Origin of the sequence: Bacillus cereus G9842 (assembly GCF_000021305.1) — a bacterium.
In the GTDB taxonomy this organism is placed as follows: Bacteria; Bacillota; Bacilli; order Bacillales; family Bacillaceae_G; genus Bacillus_A; species Bacillus_A thuringiensis_S.
Genome location: NC_011772.1, coordinates 4,728,288 through 4,752,509 on the forward strand (window position 1 = coordinate 4,728,288; position 24,222 = coordinate 4,752,509).

Genomic DNA, 24,222 nt, shown 5'->3' on the forward strand with positions numbered 1-24,222 from the left:
TCTCCTTTTAGAATCCTAGTAAAGATCCAACTTGGTATATAATAAGCGTTAATACATAAGCAACAACGAGTGGATAAACGACTGAGAAAATCGTCCATTTCGCTGATCCTGTTTCACGTTTAATAACAGCCACCGTCGCTAAACATGGAACATATAATAAAATAAAGAACATAAATGCATAAGCTGATAATGCTGTATAATGTGCTCCCATTACGTTTCCAAGCACATCTTCTTTAACTGCATAAATAATTGCCATTGTAGAAACGACAACTTCTTTTGCTAAAAATCCTGTTAAAAGGGATGCTGCAGCTTGCCACGTTCCGAAGCCGAGCGGTGCAAATAACGGTGCGATAAACCCACCAATCATCGCTAAGTAACTGTCTCCCATATCAACACCAAATCCTGATGGACCTGCATAGTTTAATAACCAAATGACAACAGAACCACCAAAGATGAATGTACCTGCTTTACGAACAAATCCTTTCCCTTTCTCCCACGTGCTTAGCCATAACGTTTTCGCTTGTGGCACGCGGTAAGGAGGTAGTTCAATTACGAAAATAGACTTTTCCGCTTTTAAAATTGTAAGAGACATAATTTTTGTAACTAGTAATGCAAGAACAATACCTGCAACATATAAAGAAAATACAACAGTTGCCTGACTATGAGGGAAGAATACGCCCGCAAATAATGCGTATACAGGCAAACGTGCCGAACAAGACATAAATGGTGTTACAAGAACTGTAAGTAAACGTTCTTTTTCTTGTTCAATCGTTCTCGCTGCCATAATACCTGGAACGTTACATCCAAAACCGATAATCATCGGAATAAACGCTTTTCCGTTTAAACCGAAGAACTCCATAATTCGATCCATAACAACTGCAATTCGCGCCATATATCCTGAGTCTTCTAATAATGAAATGAAAAAGAATAGTGCAAAGATTTGTGGTACGAATACTAATACAGCACCAACACCGGCAATAATACCTTCTGTAACGAGCGCTTGAATAAAATGAGAAGCTCCAATACTTGTAAGTCCAACCGTCACCCAATCCGTAAGCTGGCCACCAAAAAACTCATCTAACATATCCGATAAAGGTGTCCCAATCCACGTAAACGTAACCTGAAAAATAAAAAACATAACTGCTAAAAAGATTGGAAGTCCTAAAATTTTATGCGTAATTAGTCTATCAATTTTTTCCGAAAAAGGAATTTTCCCTTCTTTCTCATGCTTCATAACATTTGTTTTTAACTTTTCAATATACGCTTCACGAGTTTTGTAAATGTGCTCTTCCAACGTACAATCAAGTTTTCCCTCTAGGCGAGATCGAATGGCTACAAGTTCCTTATAAATTGGTAATGCTTTTATTTCTTTTTCTACTACTTCGTTATTGCTTAAAAATTGAAGTGCTAACCATCTCGGATGCTCGTAATTCGCTTTCTCTAAAAGAGAAATTACCTCTTCAATTCCTTCATCCATTTGTACACCATATGAAATAATGAATGGTTTTTTCTCGTTTTTGTCATTTTCTTTAAGGGTCGCAAGTAGTTCTTCACAACCTTTTCCACTTCTTGCAACGACAGGAACGACTGTTACGCCTAATAATTCGGATAAACGTTTTACATCGATCACAATTCCTCTTTGCTTCGCCACATCAACCATATTTAGACCAATTGAAACTGGCTTGCCAAATTCGAGCAACTGCAACGTTAAATGCATATTTCGTTCAAACTGCGAAGAATCCACAATATTTAACATATGCTGAAATTCTTCTGTTAATAGAAAGTTTGTTACAACACCTTCATCACGTGAAACTGGATTTAAATCATAAACACCTGGTAAATCAATTAATGTTCCTTGTCTATCTTTTAATTTACCAACCTTTTTTTCTACTGTTACACCGCTCCAGTTTCCCACGTATTCATAAGAACCAGTAAGTGCATTAAATAATGATGTCTTTCCTGTATTTGGATTCCCTAGCAAAGCAACCTTATTCACGCTAATTCCACCTTTATCATTTTCGCGTCACAATGACGAATACTAATTAACTGTCCACGACACTCCAATGTACAAGGACCTTTGAACATCGCCTTTTGCTTCATACGAAGTTCGCTTCCTTCAGAAAGACCGAAAGCAGCCAATCTTCTCTTTAGTAAATAATCTAAAGACTGAACACTTTTCACTAGCACTTTCTCACCGATTTTAATATCTACTAAGCTCATAACCTTCCCCCTCCGAAGAGAATGATAATTATTTTCAGAAGAATTATAGCACACTCTATTTCTCTTGTACTATACCCTTTTGCTTCATATTTATTAACATTTCGCTACAATTCTATTTCAATAATTGTCATAACAGATTCGTTTGCCATTCCCATCCATTTCGCTTACAATAAACAATAACAAATAAAGAATCTCGTTATCACTGGGGGAGCCATGCCGCTGAGAGGGAACACTTCGTTCCGACCCTTCGAACCTGTTAGTTAATGCTAACGCAGGGATTGTGCAAACGTCCGAAATACATACCTCTTTTCATTTACGTATTTCGTATCCTCCTATGATATCTATTCTTTTTTGTACAACTTGGATTTAGGGGGAGACAACATGCGTAACACCAATTTACAAGCGATGATTGAATCTGCTATTCTTGCAGCCTTCGCCATGGTCATCGACATTTTACCACTTTCAATAAAAATATCAGCTACAGGCGGTTCTATATCTTTTGCAATGATTCCTATTTTTATTATCGCTTATCGCTGGGGTTTCAAAATGGCTTTCTTAGGAGGCTTAATTTGGGGATTATTACAAATTGTCGTAGGCGATGCCATTATCGTAACACCAATTCAAGTATTAATTGAATACTTCATTGCTTTCGCATTCATTGGGTTTGCTGGTTTATTCTATCGTCCAATTCAAAAGGCGCTTTTAACATCCAATGAAAATAACGAAGAACAATCAAACTTAGGTAGCCGTAAAGACAAACCTTCATCAAAACCAAACCAAGGGAAGAAAGTAATTGGATATATTATCGTCGCTACTTTTATCGGTAGTCTAGCTCGTTACTTCTGTCACTTTATCGCTGGTATCATTTTCTGGGGACAATATGCACCAAAAGGACAATCAGCAGTTCTATATTCTTTAATATTTAACGGTAGTACAATGATTGGTTCCTATATTCTATGTACCGTTTTACTTATATTTTTATTTATCACTTCACCACGTTTATTCAAAAGCATCAGTGCTTATCAAATGAATACACAAAAAAAGGGCGCTTAATGAGCGCTCTTTTTTCATATCGTAATATCAATTAAAAATACAATAAATGCACAAAAGAAAATAAATACCATTATACTTAGCCAATTGCTATGCACGGTTCATCGACTCCTTACATAACCTCGTTTTCTAACCAGATTATATCGTTTAAAAATAAAGATTAGGTAAAGATAGTATGAAAATAAATTAAAAAAAGCGTAGCATGCATTATCTACGCTTTTTTCGGTAAGTAAAAGTAAAATAATACACCGTCTCCTGTATTCTTTACTCCATATTCAGCATCGTGTAATTCTAAAATATTTTTAGAAATAGCAAGCCCAAGTCCCGTCCCACCTTGTGAACGCTGCCGAGCTGCATCCACGCGATAAAAGCGATCCCAAATTTTATCTAATTGTTCTTCTTCAATGTGAGTACCTTTATTTTCAATGCACACTTTTATACGATCTTTATCATCTATTGTCGAAATAATAATATCCTCTTTATTTGGTGTATAACGTATTGCATTCGTAATGAAGTTCACAATGACTTGTTCAATTCGGCCTTGATTTGCAATCACTTCAAATGAACGTATATTTTTATGAACATGAAGTTCTTTTTTCTCTATTTCCACAGATAGATGTTCACATATATCTTCAATTACTGTATCAATATAAAACGAAGACTTTTTCATTTTATATGTACCAGATTCAAATTTAGCTAACTCAAGCATATCCAAAATTAAAGTATCCATTTTGTCTACTTCTCTCTCCATCGCCTGAAAATAATACTCTTTTTTATGCTCAGCTACCCCGTCTTTTAAAATGGAAATACAACTTTTCATAATACTCAGCGGTGTTTTCAATTCATGCGAAACACCAGAAATGAATTCTTTCCGTGTATTTTCTAACTTTCTTTCCTTTTCAATATCTTGTTCAAGCTGTCCGATATGAGAATTTAATTTGTTAGAAAGTATATTAATATTTTTCGATAAATCACCAATTTCATCTTTTGAAGTAATCGGTATTTTTTCTGTAAAATCTAAATGCGCTATTTTCTTCGTCGTATCATTTATTTTTAATAACGGTTTGGCAATTTGCTTTGAATAATAAAACGAAGCTAAAAAAATAAGAACGACTACAAATGCAATGATGTATATGTAATAATCTTGCACCATTTGTACAGCTTCATCTACAGGCTGTAAAGAAGCCATTGCATATATATATGCTACTGATCCGTCTTTTTCTTTTATTGGCTTAACTAATAATTTATATTTTATATCATTCTTTTCATAATCTATTGTTTGTGTTGTATATCGTATTTTATTGCTTTCTTTTAATAATAAATCGGTTTGAAAACCCTTAATATTATCTAAAAATATGCTATTTTTATAAATTGGATTCACAGGACCGTTTACATCTGGTAACTGTACTTTTGTAACACGTCCTCCTATGTAAACGCCTAATTCCTGAGCAGCTTCTTCCTGTACGGCTGGTTTCTTTTCCTTAGCAAGTTGCTCCCCAGCCGCTCTCTTTTTCTCCTCATCTAATTTTATTTTCTCCTGAAATGCTTTTTCTAACGGTTTATTAGATCCACTTAAATTCTGCTTAGATAAAGAAAAAGAGAATGGAATAAAACTATCTTCTTTTCTCACTCCAGAAAAATAAATCTCTTGTCCTAAAAACTGCTCTAATGATTTATTATCAATCTCCTCTATATTGACGAGATTGTATAAGGGTATCTTGAATAGTTGTTGTCCAAAGCTCTTTTGTTGCCTACGATCTATCGTTACCTCAAAATAAAAATCATCCACATGTTTTAAATTCCCATTCTGATCTAGTGTCGTAATCCACGTATTATTTTCCCTAAAAAAGTCTTGCTCAAGTTTCTGAATTCCTTCTGCATTTCCTGTGTAGTTTAGATAATTCTTCTCAAAGGAATTTAAATTCACTTTAATATCTTCCACTTTTCGATTCGCATAATATTGTTTAAAAAATATCGTTTGTCCAATAAATATCGTCGCTAAAATCAACATACATAATGCTGTTGTAAGAGTAAATAATTTTAGTACAATTCCTTTCTTCATACATTTCCCTCAAATTTATAACCTGTTCGTACTACAGTTGTAATGTACTTTGCCTTCTCTCCTAATTTATTTCTTAAATTACGAATATGACTATTAACCGTTCGATCATCACCAGCAAATTCATATCCCCAAATTCTTGAAATTAATTGTTCCCTTGTTAGTACAATTCCTTGGTTTTTCATGAAATACACTAATATTTCAAACTCCGTATGCGTTAAACTAACATCTGCCTCATCAACAGTAACAGTACGTGACGGAAAATGAACTTGGATGCCATGAATCGATAACGTATCATCTTCATTCTCTAAAGGTTTCTTCGATGCCTTTCTACTTTCTAATAATCGTTTCGCTCTTGCTAATAGAATGGGTGGACTATACGGCTTCGTCACATAGTCATCTGCCCCAAGTTCAAAACCAAGTAACGTATCATCTTCATCTACGCGCGCCGTCAGCATAATAATAGGCACCTCGGACGTCTTCCTAATTCTTCGGCAAACAGACCATCCATCGAGTTCTGGCAACATAATATCTAAAATAACTAAATCAACTTCTTCTTCTTCTTCAAATACAACTAAAGCCTCTTTCCCGTCCCTCGCTTCAAACACTACATATTGTTCACTTAAAAAATAATCTTTTAATATTTCACGTAATATATCTTCATCTTCAACAATTAAAATGTTTTTTGACATAACTTATATATCCCCCTCCTGCTTTCAGAAACTATAATTTCATTTTGAATAACTGCCAGTTAACTTCGCCTCGATAATATATCTATCTGGTGCATCCCCTATATAATCAAATGGATAACAAGTTGTCAGTGTTAATATCGGTTCTTCTTTTTTTATAATAACATTACGATCATCCGCATGAGTAATCCATGTCTTTTGAATTTCATATGTGTACGTTTTATTATCATACTCTAAAACAAGGGTATCCTTTTCTTTCAACTCTCCTAAATCTGTAAATACAGTATCTCGATGTCCACTCAGTACAGTATGTCCCCCTCCAGATGGAGTTGTCGTTAAATCACTAACAAACATACCAACTCCTTTTTTCAGAGTCGTATCATCCGCTCCCCAATATATAGAAAACTTCTTCTTTATTTTCGGTATGTTTAACATCGCTACCTTTTCTCCTTCTTTATGTTCTGTTTGAGAAGAAGGCACTTGAGTGGTTACAGGTGTTTCATGAGAAAGTTGAGTATCTTGTATATTTTTAAGGCTCTTTATTTCTTCTGCTGTTAATTGCCCGGCAGAGCTCTTTCCTTTATACCATTCCACAGCGTAATAGGATCCCATGAATAGCCCTATAGCCATCAATATGATACCGATATAATTGAGTAACTTCATGTTTCATCCCTCCATGCCAAAAATGGTAGGAGTAACCTACCATTTTTAATATATGAAATTATCCCATTCTTTATAGGACAATATTTTATTTACACTTTAAACTTACTGCGACGATTCAAACCAAATAATGTACCTAGTGCTACAAGGGCTGCACTTAATCCCATCATTACCACGTTATTTGATGCCGTGTTTGGCAATTTTTCACCTTGTACAACTGGCTTGGCTACTTCTTTTTTAGCTACTTCATTCTTTTGCCCAGCTTCTATAGCTGCTTCTTTTTTGGCCATATCGTTTTTTAACTGTTCTTGCGCTATTCTCTTTTTCTCTTCTTCACTTTTTTTCTCAGCTTTTATTGCTTCCTCTTCTTTAGCCATATCATTTTTTTCTTGTACTTGTGCCGCTTCCTTTTTCTCTATTTCACTTTTTTGCTGTTCCTTAATTGCTTCTTCTTTTTTAGCTTTATCTTGCTGCATTTGCGCTGCTTCTTCCTTTGTCAATGTTCCTGTTGAAGCACTCGCTACTGAAGAATATCCTACTGTTAAAAGTGCCATTGCACAAATTGGTAATAGTCTCTTTTTCATCTTCATTCTCTCCTTATATTTTATTCACATCAACTCGCATCGGATGTATTACTAGAATAAGCAAGAGATATAAATATAAGATGCAGATGAAATATAATTCATTTAAAGATTTCATTGTAGAAAAAGAAAAAAACATCGCAATATATACGATGTTTTTTTCGGGTGTGTGTCTCAATATTTACATGTTACTTTCGCGCGATTTGGAAGTAGAACGGGCCGGAGCGATAACTAATTGTCTCGGCTCAGTTTTCTTGAAGTGATTTTTGACGTTACACTTACGACGTTGAACAACCCACGCTTTAATAGGGTTTGTCAAAATAATCTTTTGCTCTTCGTTAGGGGCCTCTTCTTCAAACCTACAACTTTCGCTCCATTTATTCCATTTCATTGTAAATTTAGAAGAAGAATGATCATCTTCACGATCAAACAAGTGCAAAAAATCCATTTTTCCATCTAGCATTACGGTATTACTAGTCGCTAAAAAAGAAAAGGTCGTCCAACGTTTCTCCATGCCCTCCTACTCCTTTTTCACATATAGAGTGCCTAAAACTTAATTTACCTAAAATATGCTTGCCTTTTACCTTACACCCATAGTTTATCCAAAATGCTATTATGCAACTATCGATTTGCCTTACAACTACCTTACATTTTTGTAAGAAACAAAAAACCTTCACTCTATATAATGAAGGTTTCTTACTTTTTATCTATATGATTTCTCATATCATCAAGTCCAGCTTCTTTTAGCTGCGACATCATACCGTGCGAAATTGCTCCTAACACTAAAGTCATTCCAATTAATGAAATACGAATCGCAGGTACATCAATTACGTAAGCCAACAGGCCAAGAACAATTGTTAAAAGTAATGCTTTTATAAATGTTACACTTGTGTACTGTTTCTTCTTCATCATATTCACCCTTTTTGGAAGCGTTTTCTTAATGTACTTAGTATATCATATCATCAGATGATTTTGTCTTTATCTTTGTAAAAAATTACTATCTCCTTTGACTTTTTCTATTCTATCCTTTACAGTCGAAATGTTCGCAAGTTTTACACTGTAGGAGGATTACAATGAATATTGAAATAAAAGACACTTTAATTTCTGAAGAACAATTACAAGCAAAAGTGAAAGAATTAGCACTTCAAATCGAACGTGACTTTGAAGGAGAAGAAATCGTAGTTATCGCAGTATTAAAAGGTTCATTCGTATTTGCTGCTGATTTAATTCGTCACATTAAAAATGATGTAACAATTGACTTTATTTCTGCATCTAGCTACGGAAATCAAACAGAAACAACAGGAAAAGTGAAACTACTAAAAGATATTGACGTAAACATTACTGGAAAAAACGTAATTGTTGTAGAAGATATTATCGATTCTGGTTTAACACTTCATTTCCTAAAAGACCACTTCTTTATGCATAAACCAAAGGCACTCAAGTTCTGTACATTACTTGATAAGCCAGAACGCCGTAAAGTAGACTTAACAGCTGAATATGTTGGCTTCCAAATTCCAGATGAATTCATCGTTGGATACGGTATCGACTGTGCGGAAAAATATCGTAACTTACCATTTATTGCTTCAGTTGTAACGGAATAATATAATAAAATAAGCTTCCATCAATTACTGATGGAAGTTTATTTTCTATCACGATTCGTAAAAGACAAAGGGAGAGAATAAAAATGACAAAGACAAAATTTGAAAAAGTACTCCTCATCGTAAATCCGAAAGCTGGTCAAGGTGACTTACATACAAATTTAACAAAAATCGTACCACCTCTTGCCGCAGCTTTTCCTGATCTACATATCCTTCATACGAAAAAACAAGGTGATGCAACAAAATATTGCCAAGAGTTTGCTAGTAAAGTAGATTTAATTATCGTCTTTGGTGGTGATGGAACAGTATTTGAATGCACAAATGGCTTAGCACCTCTCGAAACTAGACCTACACTTGCAATTATTCCAGGTGGAACTTGCAATGACTTCTCTCGCACACTTGGTGTTCCGCAAAACATTGCAGAAGCGGCAAAACTTATTACAAAAGAACATATAAAACCAGTTGACGTTGCAAAAGCAAATGGACAACATTTCTTAAACTTCTGGGGGATTGGTCTCGTATCTGAAGTATCAAACAATATCGATGCAGAAGAAAAAGCAAAGCTTGGTAAAATCGGTTACTATTTAAGTACAATTCGAACTGTAAAAAATGCTGAAACATTCCCGGTAAAAATCACTTATGACGGACAAGTATATGAAGACGAAGCTGTCCTTGTCATGGTTGGAAATGGTGAATATCTTGGCGGTATCCCGTCCTTTATTCCGAACGTAAAATGTGATGACGGAACACTTGATATTTTCGTAGTCAAATCAACAGGTATTCAAGCGTTTAAAGATTATATCGGAAAGAAACTATTTGAAGACTCAAATGAAAATGACATCTTCCACGTAAAAGCGAAATCCATTCATATCGAAACAGAGGAAGAAAAAGAAGTAGATACAGATGGAGAAAGTTCGCTTCATACACCTTGTCACATTGAATTATTACCAGGACACTTTACGATGATTTATAATCCTGCGGTTGTGTAAAGAAAAAAACGAGTGCTAGCACTCGTTTTTTCTCTTCTAATCTAGTTATGTCGTTGAATAATTTCCTCTATTTCTTTAACTCTGTCTAAAGTAATTCCATTTCTTTGTTCAATTGCTAAAGGATGGTCGGTTGGCTCTAATTCAACATACGGTGCCATTCCAACTTCTCTTATATGTACATTTGTTTTTAAATTTAATGTTTCTGGATAAACTGGTATTTCTACAGATAACCACCCAAAATAAGGATCACTATTTTCTCGGCCTCTCTCATCCCACTTTTCTAATACTTCATCATAACTTTCTTTACTAAGCGATACCCACACAGTCCATATGAAATTTTCGTGGTAATCAATGATAGGAATCTCTAAACAACCTCTAATAAAGTAATGTTCATCGTCCATTACGCAAAGTTCTGATGTTAAATGGAAGCGTCCCTCTCTTTCATGGGGCGCTACCTCGTAATAATAATATGGTGCTTCACTTCCGTAGCATAAAGGAAGTGTAAAATGACTCATTTGTACTTTTTCTCCAGATTTTCTTCTTCTTTTCATTTATTATTCTTTCTCCTATCTTTTTCAGTCACAACCAAACTCCACCCAATTTTCCCAGTTCGTATTAGCATCCTTATTTACAATTTCACTAGAGTATACCATAAACATACTTACCTTTCATTTTCTAATAATATTACTAAAAAATAGTAGAATGACTAGTTTGCATACTCTAGTTCTTTTTATGTACAATGAAGGAAAGAAGCACCTTCATATAAGGGAGAGGACAAACTTTGTTCAACCAACAGTTAGTTAATTTACGCATTGATTTTGCATTTAAACAATTGTTTGGTACGAATGGTAGTGAAGATATTCTAATTGCATTTTTAAACGCTATGTTACAAGATTCTTTAGAGTCGCCCATTGCTTCTCTACAACTAGAAGATCCACATTTACACAGGGAATATGAAGAGGATAAGTTATCTATTTTAGACATTTCAGCGACATTAAACACAGGAACAAAAGTCAATGTAGAAATACAACTCAATAATAATCACGATATGGTTAAACGCAGTTTATATTATTGGGGAAGACTATACACATCTCAACTACAAAAAGGGATGCCCTACAGTGCACTTCACAAAACCATCACCATAAACTTACTAAACTTCGTAATGTTTTCGGAACACCCAGCCTTCCATACAACGAGCATATTATGGAATACACAACAAAAAAAACTCCTAAGTGACGACATAGAAATCCACACTATAGAAATTCCAAAGTTAACTGAACAATGGTATGAAGAAAAAGTAAATCCGTGGAAAGATCCATTTGTTCGTTGGCTTTTATTGCTTTCAGCAAATGAGGATGAGCACTTAACTAAACTATTGGAGGATATTGCTATGAACCAAGACCCTATTTTACAAAAAGCGATAAATAAATGGGAACGTATGAGTCAAGATTCTTCTTTCCGACAAGCCTATGACGCAAGGGAGAAAGTTTTAATGGATGAAGCAGCAAAATTCGCCCACGCAGAGACAGAAGGAATAAAAAGAGGGATGGAACAAGGGATAAAAAAAGGGCTTGAAAAAGGCATTGAAAAAGGTCGAAAAGAAGGAGTCCAACAGGGAAAAATTCAAATGATTAAAAATATGTATGATCTTGGTATACCACTTGAAACGATTGCTAAGGCAAGTAAATTAAGTTTGCATGAGATTGAGCATATTTTAGGACATAAATAGTCATAAAAAAGAGCTTGAATAGTTTCAAGCTCTTTTTTTATCAACTCTCCTCAATACCATCCAATTGAGTCTTATAACATTCATCACACTCTGGCCTCGTAGGAAGAATCCCTCTTTCATCAGGTAATAAAACCCTCAAAACTTCTCGATCCATCTCTACGAAATACTTCATAATAATGGGATATCCTTCAATAATATTCATATACTCAATCCCTTGTTCAAACTTTTTTCCGCTCTTTATTTCTTCTATTTTCAGCATAAAAAATCCGAAACCATACAAAATGATTTCGGATTTCCTATAGTTAAAATATTAAATTACATTTCGAACAAAAAGGAGCAGAATTTCCTCTTCAAATTTTCGCATTACGTTTTGGACAATATACATCTCTCTCTTCTATCTTTTCTCGTTCTATCATATGTAAGGATACTATTCTCATACTGCACATAACCCCAATTAATATAAGGCTAACAACGAGCAGCATATCTCTCACTTCCTTTCTATATTTTACCATAAAATAACAAAACCGATTCCCACATTGAGAATCGGTTTTATCTTTATAATCCTAACTTCGCCTTCGCACCATCAGGAATTTTATCTACTTCTATTTCTACTTTATCATGTAAAAACTTCCCTCTTGTAATGACATGCCAGTACGAGCCTTTTTGTAATTTATCTACGCCATCAATTGTTACTTCTTTCTCTTCTCCCTTCTCATCATAAGCTTTAACTGTATATTCAAAACCTTTATTTCCACCTAACTTCTTCGCTCCAACCAAATTTTGAGCTGGGATCCCTACTACCCGTTTATGCTGGATAAATTTATTAAACTTCATAGTGTTTTCAAAACAAAAAGTCTTCCATACAACGAGCATATTATGGAATACACAACAGCAGCGACGCCTAATTGATGATATAGAAATTCCAAAGTCAACAAAACAATAGCATGAAGAAGAGCTAGAAAAATATCGAGAAGGTTGACGGGGCATACACCGTGTCAAATTGAATTATTATCAAAGCTTTCAACAGTGATTTATAATCCTTATTTTGCTATACTTTAACAATTACTAAACTTCGCATTTTTTCAAAAAATAAAGTATAATGAACTAATATAAAAAGGTTGTTAACAAAATCGTTAACAACCTTTTTTGTTTTTTCCGAAAAACTTTTCAATTTAAGGGAGCGATCACATGTATTGGAGAAAAAATGATAAACCTGTAGAAGAACCAGAAGCAATTGCTGTATGGGAATGCCAAGAAGAAAACTGCCGTGGGTGGATGCGTAAAAACTTTTCGTTAGAAGAAGAGCCGCAATGTCCTTTATGTAAAGGAGATATGGAAAGCAGCGAACGCTTATTACAAAAGTTATAATAAATTTTCCTCTTCACCTTTTATAAACTCAAACATAGAGGATCCTCTTTCTCCTTATTTGCAATGTGAATCGAAAGAAAATAAACTATACAAAAAGCTTTGCGTATCCTCGCAAAGCTTTTTCAATATCTCAAACTCATTCCAACCATAGTTCCTATCCAAATGATTACTGTTCACCTATATGCTCAATAACCAAATTAATATAAAAGGAAATCCAATAAAATTTACAAGTTTCACTTTTAATTCATCCATTTTTTATAGGCTAATACAAATTTTATACTTTAATCTTACGACGAATAAATCCAAATACAGATCCTAATACCACAAAACATGCACTTGGTATCATCATTGTTTCGCTACTTCTTTTTTCTCTATATCATTCTTTTGTTGTGATTGAATCGTTGCTTTCTTTTTCCCTAATACTTCTTTTTATTGATCCTGAATCACGGCTTCTGCTCGTTCTAATGATTTTTTTTACTCCTGCATTGCTGCTTTCTTCTTCTCTAACGCCTCTTTTTGCCAAGCATGAAATTCTGCTTCCTTTTTTTCTAATGCTTGTGCTGATACCTCTCCCTTTGACGTTGTTCCAGTAGATGCGCTAGCTAACGATGAATATCCTATTGATAAAAGTGCCATCGCACAAATTGGTAAAATTTTCTTTCTTGTTTCATTTTCTCCCTGTATACTTTTTTAAATACCAGCTTGGGGGTATTTATAGACTAAACAAGCTATATAAATATAAGATGCAGATACGATATATTTCACTTAAAAATTCAATTAGTGTAATTAATTACACTAATCTCTATGTATAGATGTATTTCCTTAAAAATAGTAGAGGGATTCCTTGATTTCTCCTTAATAATATTCAAAAGTCCCAAACTATAATAAGTTTGAGACCCTTGAATTCTATATTCTATTTTTTCTTTGGGAGGACAATCCCCTTATATAATTGAATAGTGATCAAATAGTAAACAACGTAAATAATTAAAAATATACAAATCGGAAGTCCAATATTCACATATGGATTCACAAAAAATTTAACAAATGTAAATACATTCATTCCTACCAAAACGTGTATAAGACCCAATATAGCTGGAAATAGAAATACAATGCCTAATTCTTTATACATAGATTTTATAAGTAATTCTTTACGTACCCCAATTTTCCGAAGCATCTCATAACGCCCTATATCTTTCGTAGCTCCAGAAAGGATCTTAAACATTAAACAACTTGCCATCATAGCTAAAAAAGCAAGGCCTAAAAAGAATCCCATAAAGGAAGTTCCTTTTGAAAAGGCAAGCATAGATTCATAATCACTATAGTTTGTCGGTAAATATACATCTTCCTTAGGCTTATTAATAGTAGCGGCTATTTTTTCGATTTGACGATCATCCATCTCTTTTAACTCTGTTTTATACCTTAAAATATTATCTACTTTAGCAATAAAAAATGTATGCTCATTCCCTTGAATTGCTTCATAACGTTTTTCATCGACGATATAGACAGGTTTACGATCATATACAGAAATATTCGATCTAAAATCACTATCCATACTCTTATCCCAATTCAGTGGTAACGTAGAACTAGATGGATCAACTTCCTCCCCCTTAAACATCCTATAGCTCGAAGATGGAAGTTGTTCAGTAATATGTGTTGTCTCTTTCTTTCCAAACAACAGTGGAGGATTCTCCAATAATTCTTCTTTTAAATAGTAAACAGCCTCATTATTAACTTTATATTTATATTGTTTTTTATCTACAATTTTCATTTTTTCCATAGCTTTATAATCCTCTGCTTCTGGATCATGAATTGTAATATCATAACCTGACATTCTTTCTGCTGTAAGGATTACGTTTTTCTGTAAAGACATGCCACCAGCCATTGCCCCCACACCCAGTCCAATTAGCATCGTTACCGTGCCTAATATTTTCGCCAAACTACTTACACGAAACTGCAATTGTGCAAATGTAAATGCATTTAATTTCTTCTCATTTAAATAGCGCGTTTTCTTTAACCTGTTAACAATCATAGGTAAGAACGAAATAAATATAAGATATGTCCCGATTGTAATCGTGAATAGTGGAAGCATAATGGCTCCAGCGCCCTTTATTCCTACGAAGAGTACGAAATAATACCCTACACCTAGTCCTAGCAAACTACATAAAAGTAACAATATTGTGGCTGGTCCTTTCATTCGTATGCGCTCCGTTTGCTCCTCTGTACGAATTAAATCTAGTTCTGTTTTAAGTGCTATACGAATCACATTCACAACGGATGTAAGTAGAAATAACACACTAAAGAATATAAATGTTATTTTGAATGCAGGACCATAAAATGCTTGATAACCTTCCGCTGAAATTTCCAATTGTTTCGTTAGAAATTTGCTAACGAAATTAGAAAGAATGGCTCCGAATACACTACCTAGCACTAGTGAAATCATTCCCATAATGAACGTCTCAAAAAATAAAAGTTGACTAATTTTACTCTTTTTCGCCCCTAATACAAGGTACATACCAAGCTCTTTCTGCCGGAGTGAAAGTAGAAAAGAGTTTGCATAAAAAATATAAAAGAATGTAATAAACGCTACCAAAACAGAGCCTATTTGAAATACAAATACAATTGAACCAATAATACTGTTATTCATTGTAAACTCTTTATTTAACGCAAGCGTTTGAAACATATAAAAAATAGAAATTGAGATTACAAGACCTATTAGTAAAACGATGTAATCCTTTATCATTTTTTTCATACTGGAAATAGAAAGTTTTAATAACACACTTCACACCCACGATTCTCTACAGCGTGGTATACTACATTCACCTTTTTACTATCCCCTCTTTGTACAACGTTCTCTTCAAATATTAAAGTTTTCATATTGCCTCCTGTCATGTGGCTAGTGCTACGATCATGCTATTTTCATAGCCACTAACTATCATTTTATCTTTTCCCGACAAACAGCAATATTGATTCCTCTTACATTATCCTTACATTTTTGTAATGTACAATACCTTAAAATCATTATATTAAAATTATTATTTTCATAATCCGATTCATATACCTTTACTTTGTTCTCACGAAGATGACATCAATATTCTCACACTTAAATAATATATTTATAAATATAAATTCGAAGGATATTTTATAGGTTTTCTAGTCTATTTAAAAAGTTATATAAATCATTAACATTAGAAATGGACAAAAAAAGCCCCTCTGTAATACTTAATAACTTTGCACTTATCATCAGTTTACCTCTTCATTATAATTGTCCAAGATAAAGATAAGATAACAACGATATAAAGATATACCCATATGTTATTAAATTTAGTACCGTTTTACCTTTCCTTATCCCTCTCACTCTTTACTTTACATTAATTCTCTTCGTTTCTAATCCACCTCTGATGGACTCTATATAAAACTATTATTTAGGTTGTATTAAAATAACATATTCTAAATCATATAAATTTGCCTTTGGTTTTGCATAAATAGTATAAGTAAGACCATATTGATCTTGTTCTTGTTCTAGTACCTCTGCTACTTCAAGACCTGGTGGTATTTTCTGACTCAATTCAGAGGTAATAATGCTATCACCTATTTTTATTTCTTTCACTTTATCTGATGGGATATTATCAATTCGAAGGGCCTGTTTTTTCTTATCATACCCTGTAACAAATCCTAAAATGGATGAATTATTTTGAAGGGTGATTGCTAAACGATTCGTTCGTTCATCACTCGTAATTAATTTCACAACAGATGTATATTGATCTACACTATCTACCTTTCCAATAAAACCGTTCACTGTAATAACAGCCATACCAACCTTTACACCATGTTGTGCCCCTCTCTCAAGAGAGATTTTTCCATACCAATCTTCTGCTTCACGCCTTACTACTGTAGCTTGAATTAGATTGTATTTTCCTTGTTCCTTTAATTCTTTCGTTTTATTGATAAGTTTAGTAAGATTTTCTTTCTCCTCACTTAACATTTGCACTTTACCCTTTAATGATTCTTGATGTTCAATTTTCCCTTTCAATGCTTGATTCTCTTTATATACTTTATAAATGTCTTCTATATTATGAACAATATTTTGGACATGCTTATTATTTGTACATACATACACCGCCAATAAAGCCAAAAGAATAATTGAAAGAAATAATAATATTTTCTTCTTAGAAACCTGCATAATTATCCTGCTACTCCTTATCAATTTTTATCCACACACTATAGGATACTAGTGATTGTATACAGAATAAATGCAGTTTAGATAAAGTTCAGATAAACTTTATTTTCTTTATAAAAAATTTAGAAATTATCATATACTGCCATTGCATTCAAATTTTGATCGTTCAACTTATCATTTCTATAACTAAATATGTTTTATTGTTACTTTTTCTTTCACTTTAGCTGGTATTTCATCACCTTGCACTTCTTCCCATTCCATACCATAACTTCCTTTAGATCTAATCTTTAAATATGCTCCTATTCTTAAATGTTTTGAAGCAGTCATCGCAATCTTTTGCTCTTGACCAGATTCATTATATCCTTTGAATTTATATTCCCATCTAGCAAAACCTTTGTTTTCGGCTCCATATTTACCATCATTATCAACAACAGCATAATAAATACCTTCTTTAATAAATGGATTGAGTTGATCTACAATAGATCCACCCTTCACTATAAGTAATGTAACTCCAACTATAATCAATGCGATAAACGCGCTTATTTTTTTCATGAAACTTTCTATTCTCCTCTTCTCAGATACTTCCACTTAAAAGACTTCCTCTAAATCAATTGTGGCACTATTACTTATTAAAATGTAACCAAATTTCCTAATGCTCTTCTAATTAAATTGGCAATAATATAATAAATTGAATAACCCCATTTTCATGTTTTGCTCGAATTTCTCCTTTGTGCAATTCAACAATGCTTTTTGCAATTGCAAGCCCCAAACCTGAACCTTCTACAGCTCTACTTCTCGATTGATCTTTTTTATAAAAACGCTCAAACAAATTCTCTAATTCTTTTTTTGTAAATTCTTCACTATGATTAGCTATAGAAATTTTGATATGCTGCTCTTCTCTTTGAAGTAAAACCCGAATTTCTGCTTTATCTATACTGTATTTAATTGCATTTATTAAAAGATTTTCAAACACACGCACCATTTTTTCTGAGTCCACCACAGCATATATACGATCTTCCTGAAATTCTTTTACAAAAAAAAGATTATGCTCCTCCGCTTGTGGTACTAGCTCTTCTATTAATTGATCAAGTAGTTCATTTATACACACTTCTTGCGAATCTAACGCCATATTTTCATCTGTTAGTTTTGTATACTCAAACAAATCTTCTATTAACATCTTCAACTGCTCTGATTTTGAAAAGGCAATTTTTATATACTCATCATGCTGTTCTTTATTTTCATATTTCGCATCACCTAGTAAACGTAAATACCCCATAATAGAAGTAAGTGGTGTTCTTAAATCATGTGATACATTTGTAATCAATTCACTTTTTTGCTTCTCTATTTGTTTTTCCTTTTCTATATTAGCCAAGAGCTTTTCTGCCATTTGATTAATATTAGAAGTTAATAAACCTATTTCGTCTTGACCTGCCTGTTTGATTTTATATTGTAAATTACCTTTCGAAAATTCCCTTACTCCTTCTGCCATCGCTTCAATCTGATTCATTTTCCTTTTCGTTATATAAAAGAAAGATAGTATAAAAGTGATAAAACCTAGTAAAGATGGAAATGGACTGCTATCATTCACTATATACTTCACATTTCCTTGTGGTATACCACTTGCAATAATATACATATTTTTCGTATTAACATTAACCGGATAAAAAGTTGTAAACTCCTTACGCTTTTGTTCAGTTCCATCTTGAATTAAATTTTGCGCCTCTACATATCGTACTTGATCCATTTTAAAATCCATCACATTACGCATCGTCTCATGAAGATTGATTTGTTCTTCCGGCGCTCCCTTTGTTTTATAAACGACTTTCCCATCCTCGTCTATTATTAAAATCTTTAGTTGATTTTGTTCATTCAATTGATCAAGCAGTTCTTGTATATTAATTTCCTTACCTTCCTCGGTCATACTTTCAACAAGCCTTTGTGTCTGTCCATCAATGGCTTCCATACCTGATGCATAATCAATGATAGAAATTTTATTCGCATCCTCAAAAAAAGAAGATGAAGACCATCCTACTAATACACCGAGTAACGTACAAAAAGTAAATGTAGCCATTAGCTGTATCCGTATGCTCTTTTCCAAATAACTCACTATTTTACCTGTCATTTTTTTTAAAACTTGATTCATCCATATTATCGGTTCAAATATCTTTCTCAATCTTGTAGCCAACTCCCCATACTGTTTTAATGTACCGAGGCTTCCTTGGAATCGCCTCTATCTTTTCACGTATTTTCCGAATATGTACCATCACAGTATTATCAGATTGGAAAGCTTGCTCTTTCCATACTCTTTCATAAATTTGTGCTGCATTTAATACCATTCCTTGATTTCGTACAAGCAATTCTAATACCTCAAACTCTCTCGGTGTCAATTTCACCTCTTCATTTGCAATAATGACCTGCCGTGTTACTATATTAACTTTCATATCTCCAATCTCTATTTCATTTTCATCTTGTACACTTGTCCCACTCATTTTCATATATCTCCGAAGTTGTGATTTAATACGAGCAATGAGTTCCAGTGGATTAAATGGTTTAGCTACGTAATCATCTGCCCCAGTTGTTAATCCTAAAATCTTATCCATATCTTGCGTTTTTGCCGACAGCATAATAATAGGCATTTCCGCTATTTCTCTCACTTTCATACACATATGAATACCATCTATTTTCGGCATCATAATATCAAGGACGATTAGATGCACGTCTCTTTTCTTTACTATTTCTAAACCTTCTTCACCATCTCCAGCTTGTAATACTTCATAACCTTCATTCTTTAAATAGATAGTGATAAGTTTTCTAATTTCCTTCTCATCGTCCACGATAAGTATCGTTCCTTTACTCACAAAATCTCCTCCAGCATCATTTACCAAACTATGAATGTTGCTTTATTTCACTCACTACGGCATTCTTCTTATGCATATACATATAAGAAATACTACAAACTACAATAACAATGCCACCAAAATATATACCGTACTCGGTCGCAAGTGTTACTATTACTTCTATATGCTTTCCAAATATAGAACCTAGTAAGAAATAAACTAACGTCCATACAAATCCTGTTACATATGAATAAATCGCATACGTTTTAAAAGACATGTTATTCATTCCTACTAAATACGGTACGATATGCCTCACAACAGGTATAAAATAACTTATAACTAATGTATAATGACCATATTTTGCTATCATCTCTTGCGATTTTAAAAGATACTTCGTCTTTTTCTTTTTCATCAATTTATTAAGTATTTTTATGCCAAAAATTTTCCCGAGTATATACCCTAAAGAAAGGCCGGATACAACGCCTAAATACGTTAGTAAAAAGGCGGGAATCAAATCCAATATACCCATCGATGATACTAATCCACCGCTCATTACAATCATTTCATCTGGAATCGGCATACCGATAATACCTAACCATAAACAGAAAAATAAAGCCCAATAACCATACTGCTCAATGTATGACATTAATTCATTTAGCTCCATTATGCATATGCTCTCCTTAGCTCTTTTTTACAGCTAAAGACGTAAGCTGGCGGGAAATTGAACCACACTTTTTCTAGTGTAATTTCAGGGAAGAAATGCTGTATAAATCCTTTTTTCACAAGTGAATATTGAAATGTAATAAATTCTCCATTCTCATGTATCGTTTCCATTACGCTGTTTAAAATGCGCTTTGAAACCTCTTCTGGTAAAGAAGTGAAAGGCAATCCTGATAAGATGTAATCAATACATTCTATATTCAATTGTTCCCTATACTTCTTTATATTTTCCGCTGAGCCATGTATAACAATCACATTCTGCTCATCTTTAAATTTTCTCTTTAACTCTTTGAAAAATACTTCATTAATTTCAATAAGAAGAAATAATGTCTCCTTCTTCTTTCTCTTCATAATTTCTTTCGTAAAAGCTCCTGTACCCGGCCCTAGCTCTACAATGCATTTCGCTCTATTAAAATCAATTACATCTACCATCTTCTTTGCTAATATTTTTGAACTTGGCGCAATTGCACCAGTATGTTTCGGATGTTTAATAAATTCATGTAAGAATGTTATGAGTTGCATGTAACCTTCTCCCCATTCGTTCAATAGTTTTTAACTTGTTTCTAAGTATAACTATCGTTTCTTAATAAAAATTGAGGAAGTTTCTTAAGATTTTATGAAGAATAAAAAAACAGCTATCCCTATTACGATAGCTGTCCCTTTATTACTTCGCACTCACGATTTTATAATAAGAACGAACTGTGATGAAGTAATATCCAATATAAATAACACTATATACTCCAATACTAATTAAAAGCGGAATCATAATTTCAAATGGCAGTATGTTCCCTAAACCTTTTAATGCAAACAAGCTGTGCAGAATTCCGATTACTAGTGGAATTGCAAAGATAAAGCTCACTTGTTTTGCAATAGCTTTTTTCATTTCTTGTTTCGTTACCCCGACTTTATGAAGGACAATGTAACGATCACGGTCAGCACTTGCTTCTGTAAGCTGCTTAAAGTAAATGATTGAGCCTGTCGCTAATAGGAAGACTAAACCTAAGAATAGTCCGATGAACATCATTAGTCCAGTTGCTTCCAGTCCCATATGGAAACCAGTATAGAAGTCTCTAAATGGTGGTGCCATTTCTGATACACCAGTTGGCATCACTTTTGCTAATTTTTCCGTTAACACTTTACTGTTTCTTTCATCTTTTACATCAATATTTTTTACAATACGTGTTCCAAATGCTTGTTTCGCTTGTTCATACATTTCATCTGAAACGACAACAACTAGTTCACCTAAGTTTGTAATTGCATTATTATTTGCACCTTGGATCTTCAACGTCTTCGTTTCATTTTCAATTTGGAATACCGCTTTATTTCCTTTATATTCGGGGCTAAACTCATACCCTTCCATATAAGAACTATCATATATAAATGCTTCGCCAGTAGCTACATTCACTGTTTCCGCATCAATTTTTTTAGCAAGCTTGTTAAATTCAGATTGAGACATAAATTGATATTTCTCTGAAATCGTGTAATTCATATTAAGAATGAAATCAACTTTATCTCCTTCAAACTTCCCTTTTACAGGAACTGTCTCAATTTCAACTTGATCTTTGATCGGATGATCTTTCTTCTCTTCTGCAAAAATCGCATTTACTTTCTTATCAAGCTCTGCATCTTTTTTCTCGTAAGAATAACTGTATGGCATAGCTGCTTTTGATTGTGTAAATGTGTTGTAATACATCGTAACTGACGTACCAACCGCTGTTAATGTTACCGCACTTAAAATAGAAATCGTCGCAAGTGACTTTGCATTTCCTTTAATACGATATAGTAACTGTGACGTCGTTACCATATTCATACCGTTATAAAACGATGATTTATTATTTCTTGCACGTTTCAATACGAATACTGTAAAGAACATAAATAGTAAATACGTACCTAATACTGTCGCAAGTAATATATAAAGTGCGACTGCCATAAAGTTTGCATACATAACTGCTTTCATAAACATTAACGCTAAGAAATAACCTGAGCCGATTAAGAAAACTGAAATTAACGCCATAATGACAGATCCTTTTGGCATTGCTTCTCCTTCACGTTCTGCGCGGAAAAGTTCAATTAACTTAAAGCGATAAATTAAACGATATCCTTGGAGTGATGTATATAAAATAATCACAAAGAAAATAATTGCTGTATCAATAATTGCTGCCATTGGTACTTCAAAATGAACGTTTAAATTTAATCCCATCATATTTACTAATAACTCAAGGAATAATTTCGAAAGGACACTACCGATCGCAATCCCAATTACTAATGACATTAATCCCATTAACATATTTTCATAAAAGAGCATTTTACCAATTTGTCTTTTTCGAATACCTAATAACGAATATAAGCCAACTTCTTTTTTACGTTTACGTGTAAAGAATCCGTTCGAATATATAATAAACACTGCTACGAAAATGATAAGCATCACACTGGAAACTTGAAATGCACCACTAATCTTTTTAGAAGCTTCTGCTGCTTTTTCCATTTGTGAATTATATTGCAGTGCTTTAAATGTAAAATAAATAACAATACTAAAAATCATAGATGCGAAATATACAAAGTAGTCTTTAAAGTTCCGCTGTATGTTGCGGAGGGCAATGCTAGATAAGGTCATCAGCCATACCTCCAGAAATAGAAGACATTACGTCCACGACTTTTTGGAAGAACTGTTTACGCGTTGATTCACCGCGGTGCAATTCTTTATATAGTTCACCATCTTTAATGAAAATAACTCTTTTACAATAACTTGCTGCAAATGCATCATGCGTTACCATTAAAATTGTTGAGTTATCATATTCATTTAATGACTTCATACTTTCAAGTAAATCTGTTGCAGATTTAGAATCAAGCGCTCCAGTTGGCTCGTCTCCGAAAATCATACTTGGATTCGTAACAATTGCACGTGATGCTGCGCAGCGCTGCTTCTGTCCACCCGACACTTGATATGGGAACTGACTTAAAATATGATCAATACCGAATTTCTTTGAGATTTCAAGAACGCGGCGATCAATCTCACTCGCTTTCACCTTTGATAACGCAAGTGGTAAAGCGATATTCTCTTTCACTGTTAACGTATCTAATAAATTATAATCTTGGAAAATGAAACCTAAATGATCGCGGCGGAATAACGCTAACTTATCATCATTCATCTTCACAATATCTTTTCCATCAATTAAAATTTCACCGTTCGTCGCATTATCAATTGTAGAAAGAACATTTAGTAAAGTCGTCTTACCAGAACCAGAAGGTCCCATAATTCCAACGAATTCACCTTCTTTTACTTGTAAGTTAATACCTTTTAACGCTGCAAATTTATTACCACCCGTGTCATACACTTTTTCGATATTTTTTGCTTCTAACACTGTTTTCATCTCGACATCCCTCATTTCTTCTATTCTCTATTTTCAACTATATACACTCTCTACTCTTGCCACTATCGATGTTTCTTACACAAACATGACAGTTATGTAAGGCACATAAGTAAAGACATCAAAAAGTTAACATAATGAATTAAAGTACTTTGCTACTATAACATTGGGATATCA

At 33.6% G+C, this 24,222-nt stretch carries 25 protein-coding genes, 2 pseudogenes and 1 riboswitch; of the genes and pseudogenes, 6 read left to right on the forward strand and 21 right to left on the reverse strand.

The features are described from left to right. Positions 1-7: 7 nt before the first annotated feature. Positions 8-1,996 carry a ferrous iron transport protein B gene (gene feoB, locus BCG9842_RS23900; protein ID WP_001044862.1) on the reverse strand — a complete coding sequence of 663 codons (1,989 nt, stop codon included), beginning with the start codon at positions 1,994-1,996 and terminating at the stop codon, positions 8-10. After that, entirely contained in the window at positions 1,993-2,220 is a 228-nt protein-coding gene (locus tag BCG9842_RS23905) for a FeoA family protein (RefSeq protein ID WP_000060521.1), read from the reverse strand. Before BCG9842_RS23905 ends, feoB begins: the two co-directional genes overlap by 4 nt. A gap of 194 nt (positions 2,221-2,414) precedes the next feature. Then, positions 2,415-2,516, forward strand: a riboswitch (TPP riboswitch). 85 nt (positions 2,517-2,601) lie between these two features. Between BCG9842_RS23905 and thiT the strand changes: the two genes are divergently transcribed. Continuing rightward, positions 2,602-3,273, forward strand: coding sequence for an energy-coupled thiamine transporter ThiT (thiT, locus tag BCG9842_RS23910; RefSeq protein WP_001246589.1), 672 nt, complete (start codon positions 2,602-2,604; stop codon positions 3,271-3,273). A gap of 208 nt (positions 3,274-3,481) precedes the next feature. Here the strand turns inward: thiT and BCG9842_RS23915 are convergent, their stop codons facing one another. The 6 genes from BCG9842_RS23915 to BCG9842_RS23940 all read right to left on the reverse strand — a co-directional run bounded on the left by BCG9842_RS23915 (position 3,482) and on the right by BCG9842_RS23940 (position 8,171). Next, complete coding sequence (locus BCG9842_RS23915) at positions 3,482-5,332, reverse strand: sensor histidine kinase (RefSeq protein ID WP_000715419.1); 1,851 nt, start codon at positions 5,330-5,332, stop codon at positions 3,482-3,484. Then, a complete protein-coding gene (locus BCG9842_RS23920) occupies positions 5,329-6,021 on the reverse strand; it encodes a response regulator transcription factor (RefSeq protein ID WP_000041845.1) in 693 nt (230 codons plus the stop codon). The genes BCG9842_RS23915 and BCG9842_RS23920 overlap by 4 nt, the downstream gene beginning before the upstream one ends. Positions 6,022-6,060: 39 nt before the next feature. After that, positions 6,061-6,681, reverse strand: coding sequence for a class D sortase (locus BCG9842_RS23925; RefSeq protein WP_000771573.1), 621 nt, complete (start codon positions 6,679-6,681; stop codon positions 6,061-6,063). 89 nt (positions 6,682-6,770) lie between these two features. After that, positions 6,771-7,262, reverse strand: a complete 492-nt coding sequence (locus BCG9842_RS23930) for an LPXTG cell wall anchor domain-containing protein (protein WP_000746712.1) — start codon at positions 7,260-7,262, stop codon at positions 6,771-6,773. Positions 7,263-7,440: 178 nt separating this feature from the next. Continuing rightward, positions 7,441-7,773, reverse strand: coding sequence for a hypothetical protein (locus BCG9842_RS23935; protein ID WP_000415613.1), 333 nt, complete (start codon positions 7,771-7,773; stop codon positions 7,441-7,443). Between the two features lie 182 nt (positions 7,774-7,955). Further along, positions 7,956-8,171 carry a hypothetical protein gene (locus BCG9842_RS23940; RefSeq protein WP_002081963.1) on the reverse strand — a complete coding sequence of 72 codons (216 nt, stop codon included), beginning with the start codon at positions 8,169-8,171 and terminating at the stop codon, positions 7,956-7,958. Positions 8,172-8,332: 161 nt separating this feature from the next. Between BCG9842_RS23940 and hpt the strand changes: the two genes are divergently transcribed. After that, on the forward strand, positions 8,333-8,860 hold the full coding sequence (gene hpt / locus BCG9842_RS23945; RefSeq protein ID WP_001019295.1) for a hypoxanthine phosphoribosyltransferase: 528 nt from the start codon (positions 8,333-8,335) through the stop codon (positions 8,858-8,860). Positions 8,861-8,943: 83 nt separating this feature from the next. Further along, complete coding sequence (locus BCG9842_RS23950; protein ID WP_000167900.1) at positions 8,944-9,846, forward strand: diacylglycerol/lipid kinase family protein; 903 nt, start codon at positions 8,944-8,946, stop codon at positions 9,844-9,846. A 41-nt stretch (positions 9,847-9,887) separates the two neighbouring features. Here BCG9842_RS23950 and BCG9842_RS23955 read toward each other — a convergent pair whose 3' ends face one another. Then, positions 9,888-10,397, reverse strand: coding sequence for a DUF2199 domain-containing protein (locus BCG9842_RS23955; protein ID WP_000830226.1), 510 nt, complete (start codon positions 10,395-10,397; stop codon positions 9,888-9,890). Positions 10,398-10,627: 230 nt separating this feature from the next. On the opposite strand from BCG9842_RS23955, the gene BCG9842_RS23960 reads away from it, so the two are divergent. Next, complete coding sequence (locus BCG9842_RS23960) at positions 10,628-11,575, forward strand: Rpn family recombination-promoting nuclease/putative transposase (protein WP_000483092.1); 948 nt, start codon at positions 10,628-10,630, stop codon at positions 11,573-11,575. A gap of 40 nt (positions 11,576-11,615) precedes the next feature. Here BCG9842_RS23960 and BCG9842_RS23965 read toward each other — a convergent pair whose 3' ends face one another. Both BCG9842_RS23965 and BCG9842_RS23970 read right to left on the reverse strand, forming a co-directional pair. Beyond that, entirely contained in the window at positions 11,616-11,834 is a 219-nt protein-coding gene (locus BCG9842_RS23965) for a hypothetical protein (RefSeq protein ID WP_002081958.1), read from the reverse strand. Between the two features lie 296 nt (positions 11,835-12,130). After that, positions 12,131-12,340: pseudogene (locus BCG9842_RS23970) on the reverse strand (DUF1093 domain-containing protein); the annotation flags it as partial. A gap of 49 nt (positions 12,341-12,389) precedes the next feature. Here BCG9842_RS23970 and BCG9842_RS31715 point away from each other — a divergent pair. Continuing rightward, positions 12,390-12,515, forward strand: a pseudogene (locus BCG9842_RS31715) (Rpn family recombination-promoting nuclease/putative transposase); the annotation flags it as partial. 248 nt (positions 12,516-12,763) lie between these two features. Next, complete coding sequence (locus BCG9842_RS23975) at positions 12,764-12,943, forward strand: cold-inducible protein YdjO-related protein (protein WP_000289928.1); 180 nt, start codon at positions 12,764-12,766, stop codon at positions 12,941-12,943. Between the two features lie 474 nt (positions 12,944-13,417). Here the strand turns inward: BCG9842_RS23975 and BCG9842_RS23980 are convergent, their stop codons facing one another. The 10 genes from BCG9842_RS23980 to BCG9842_RS24025 all read right to left on the reverse strand — a co-directional run bounded on the left by BCG9842_RS23980 (position 13,418) and on the right by BCG9842_RS24025 (position 24,048). Further along, complete coding sequence (locus tag BCG9842_RS23980; protein ID WP_015945913.1) at positions 13,418-13,579, reverse strand: hypothetical protein; 162 nt, start codon at positions 13,577-13,579, stop codon at positions 13,418-13,420. A 277-nt stretch (positions 13,580-13,856) separates the two neighbouring features. Continuing rightward, positions 13,857-15,719: an FtsX-like permease family protein gene (locus BCG9842_RS23985; RefSeq protein WP_000924815.1), complete on the reverse strand. Its 1,863-nt coding sequence runs from the start codon at positions 15,717-15,719 to the stop codon at positions 13,857-13,859. A gap of 642 nt (positions 15,720-16,361) precedes the next feature. Beyond that, positions 16,362-17,123: a rod shape-determining protein MreC gene (mreC, locus tag BCG9842_RS23990; RefSeq protein WP_001198148.1), complete on the reverse strand. Its 762-nt coding sequence runs from the start codon at positions 17,121-17,123 to the stop codon at positions 16,362-16,364. A 183-nt stretch (positions 17,124-17,306) separates the two neighbouring features. Beyond that, the gene (locus BCG9842_RS23995; protein ID WP_000723891.1) at positions 17,307-17,672 is read right to left on the reverse strand and encodes a YxeA family protein; all 366 of its coding nucleotides are present in this window, start codon (positions 17,670-17,672) and stop codon (positions 17,307-17,309) included. Positions 17,673-17,784: 112 nt separating this feature from the next. After that, the gene (locus BCG9842_RS24000) at positions 17,785-19,293 is read right to left on the reverse strand and encodes a sensor histidine kinase (RefSeq protein WP_001225802.1); all 1,509 of its coding nucleotides are present in this window, start codon (positions 19,291-19,293) and stop codon (positions 17,785-17,787) included. Then, on the reverse strand, positions 19,277-19,978 hold the full coding sequence (locus BCG9842_RS24005; RefSeq protein WP_000033682.1) for a response regulator transcription factor: 702 nt from the start codon (positions 19,976-19,978) through the stop codon (positions 19,277-19,279). The genes BCG9842_RS24000 and BCG9842_RS24005 overlap by 17 nt, the downstream gene beginning before the upstream one ends. 28 nt (positions 19,979-20,006) lie before the next feature. Then, positions 20,007-20,621 (reverse strand): DedA family protein, encoded by a 615-nt coding sequence (locus BCG9842_RS24010; RefSeq protein ID WP_000422376.1) that lies wholly within the window; start codon positions 20,619-20,621, stop codon positions 20,007-20,009. Further along, positions 20,621-21,199 (reverse strand): class I SAM-dependent methyltransferase, encoded by a 579-nt coding sequence (locus BCG9842_RS24015; RefSeq protein ID WP_001176071.1) that lies wholly within the window; start codon positions 21,197-21,199, stop codon positions 20,621-20,623. The genes BCG9842_RS24010 and BCG9842_RS24015 overlap by 1 nt, the downstream gene beginning before the upstream one ends. A gap of 142 nt (positions 21,200-21,341) precedes the next feature. Continuing rightward, the gene (locus BCG9842_RS24020; RefSeq protein ID WP_000176146.1) at positions 21,342-23,291 is read right to left on the reverse strand and encodes an ABC transporter permease; all 1,950 of its coding nucleotides are present in this window, start codon (positions 23,289-23,291) and stop codon (positions 21,342-21,344) included. Further along, a complete protein-coding gene (locus BCG9842_RS24025) occupies positions 23,278-24,048 on the reverse strand; it encodes an ABC transporter ATP-binding protein (RefSeq protein ID WP_000859656.1) in 771 nt (256 codons plus the stop codon). The genes BCG9842_RS24020 and BCG9842_RS24025 overlap by 14 nt, the downstream gene beginning before the upstream one ends. Between the last annotated feature and the right edge of the window lie 174 nt (positions 24,049-24,222).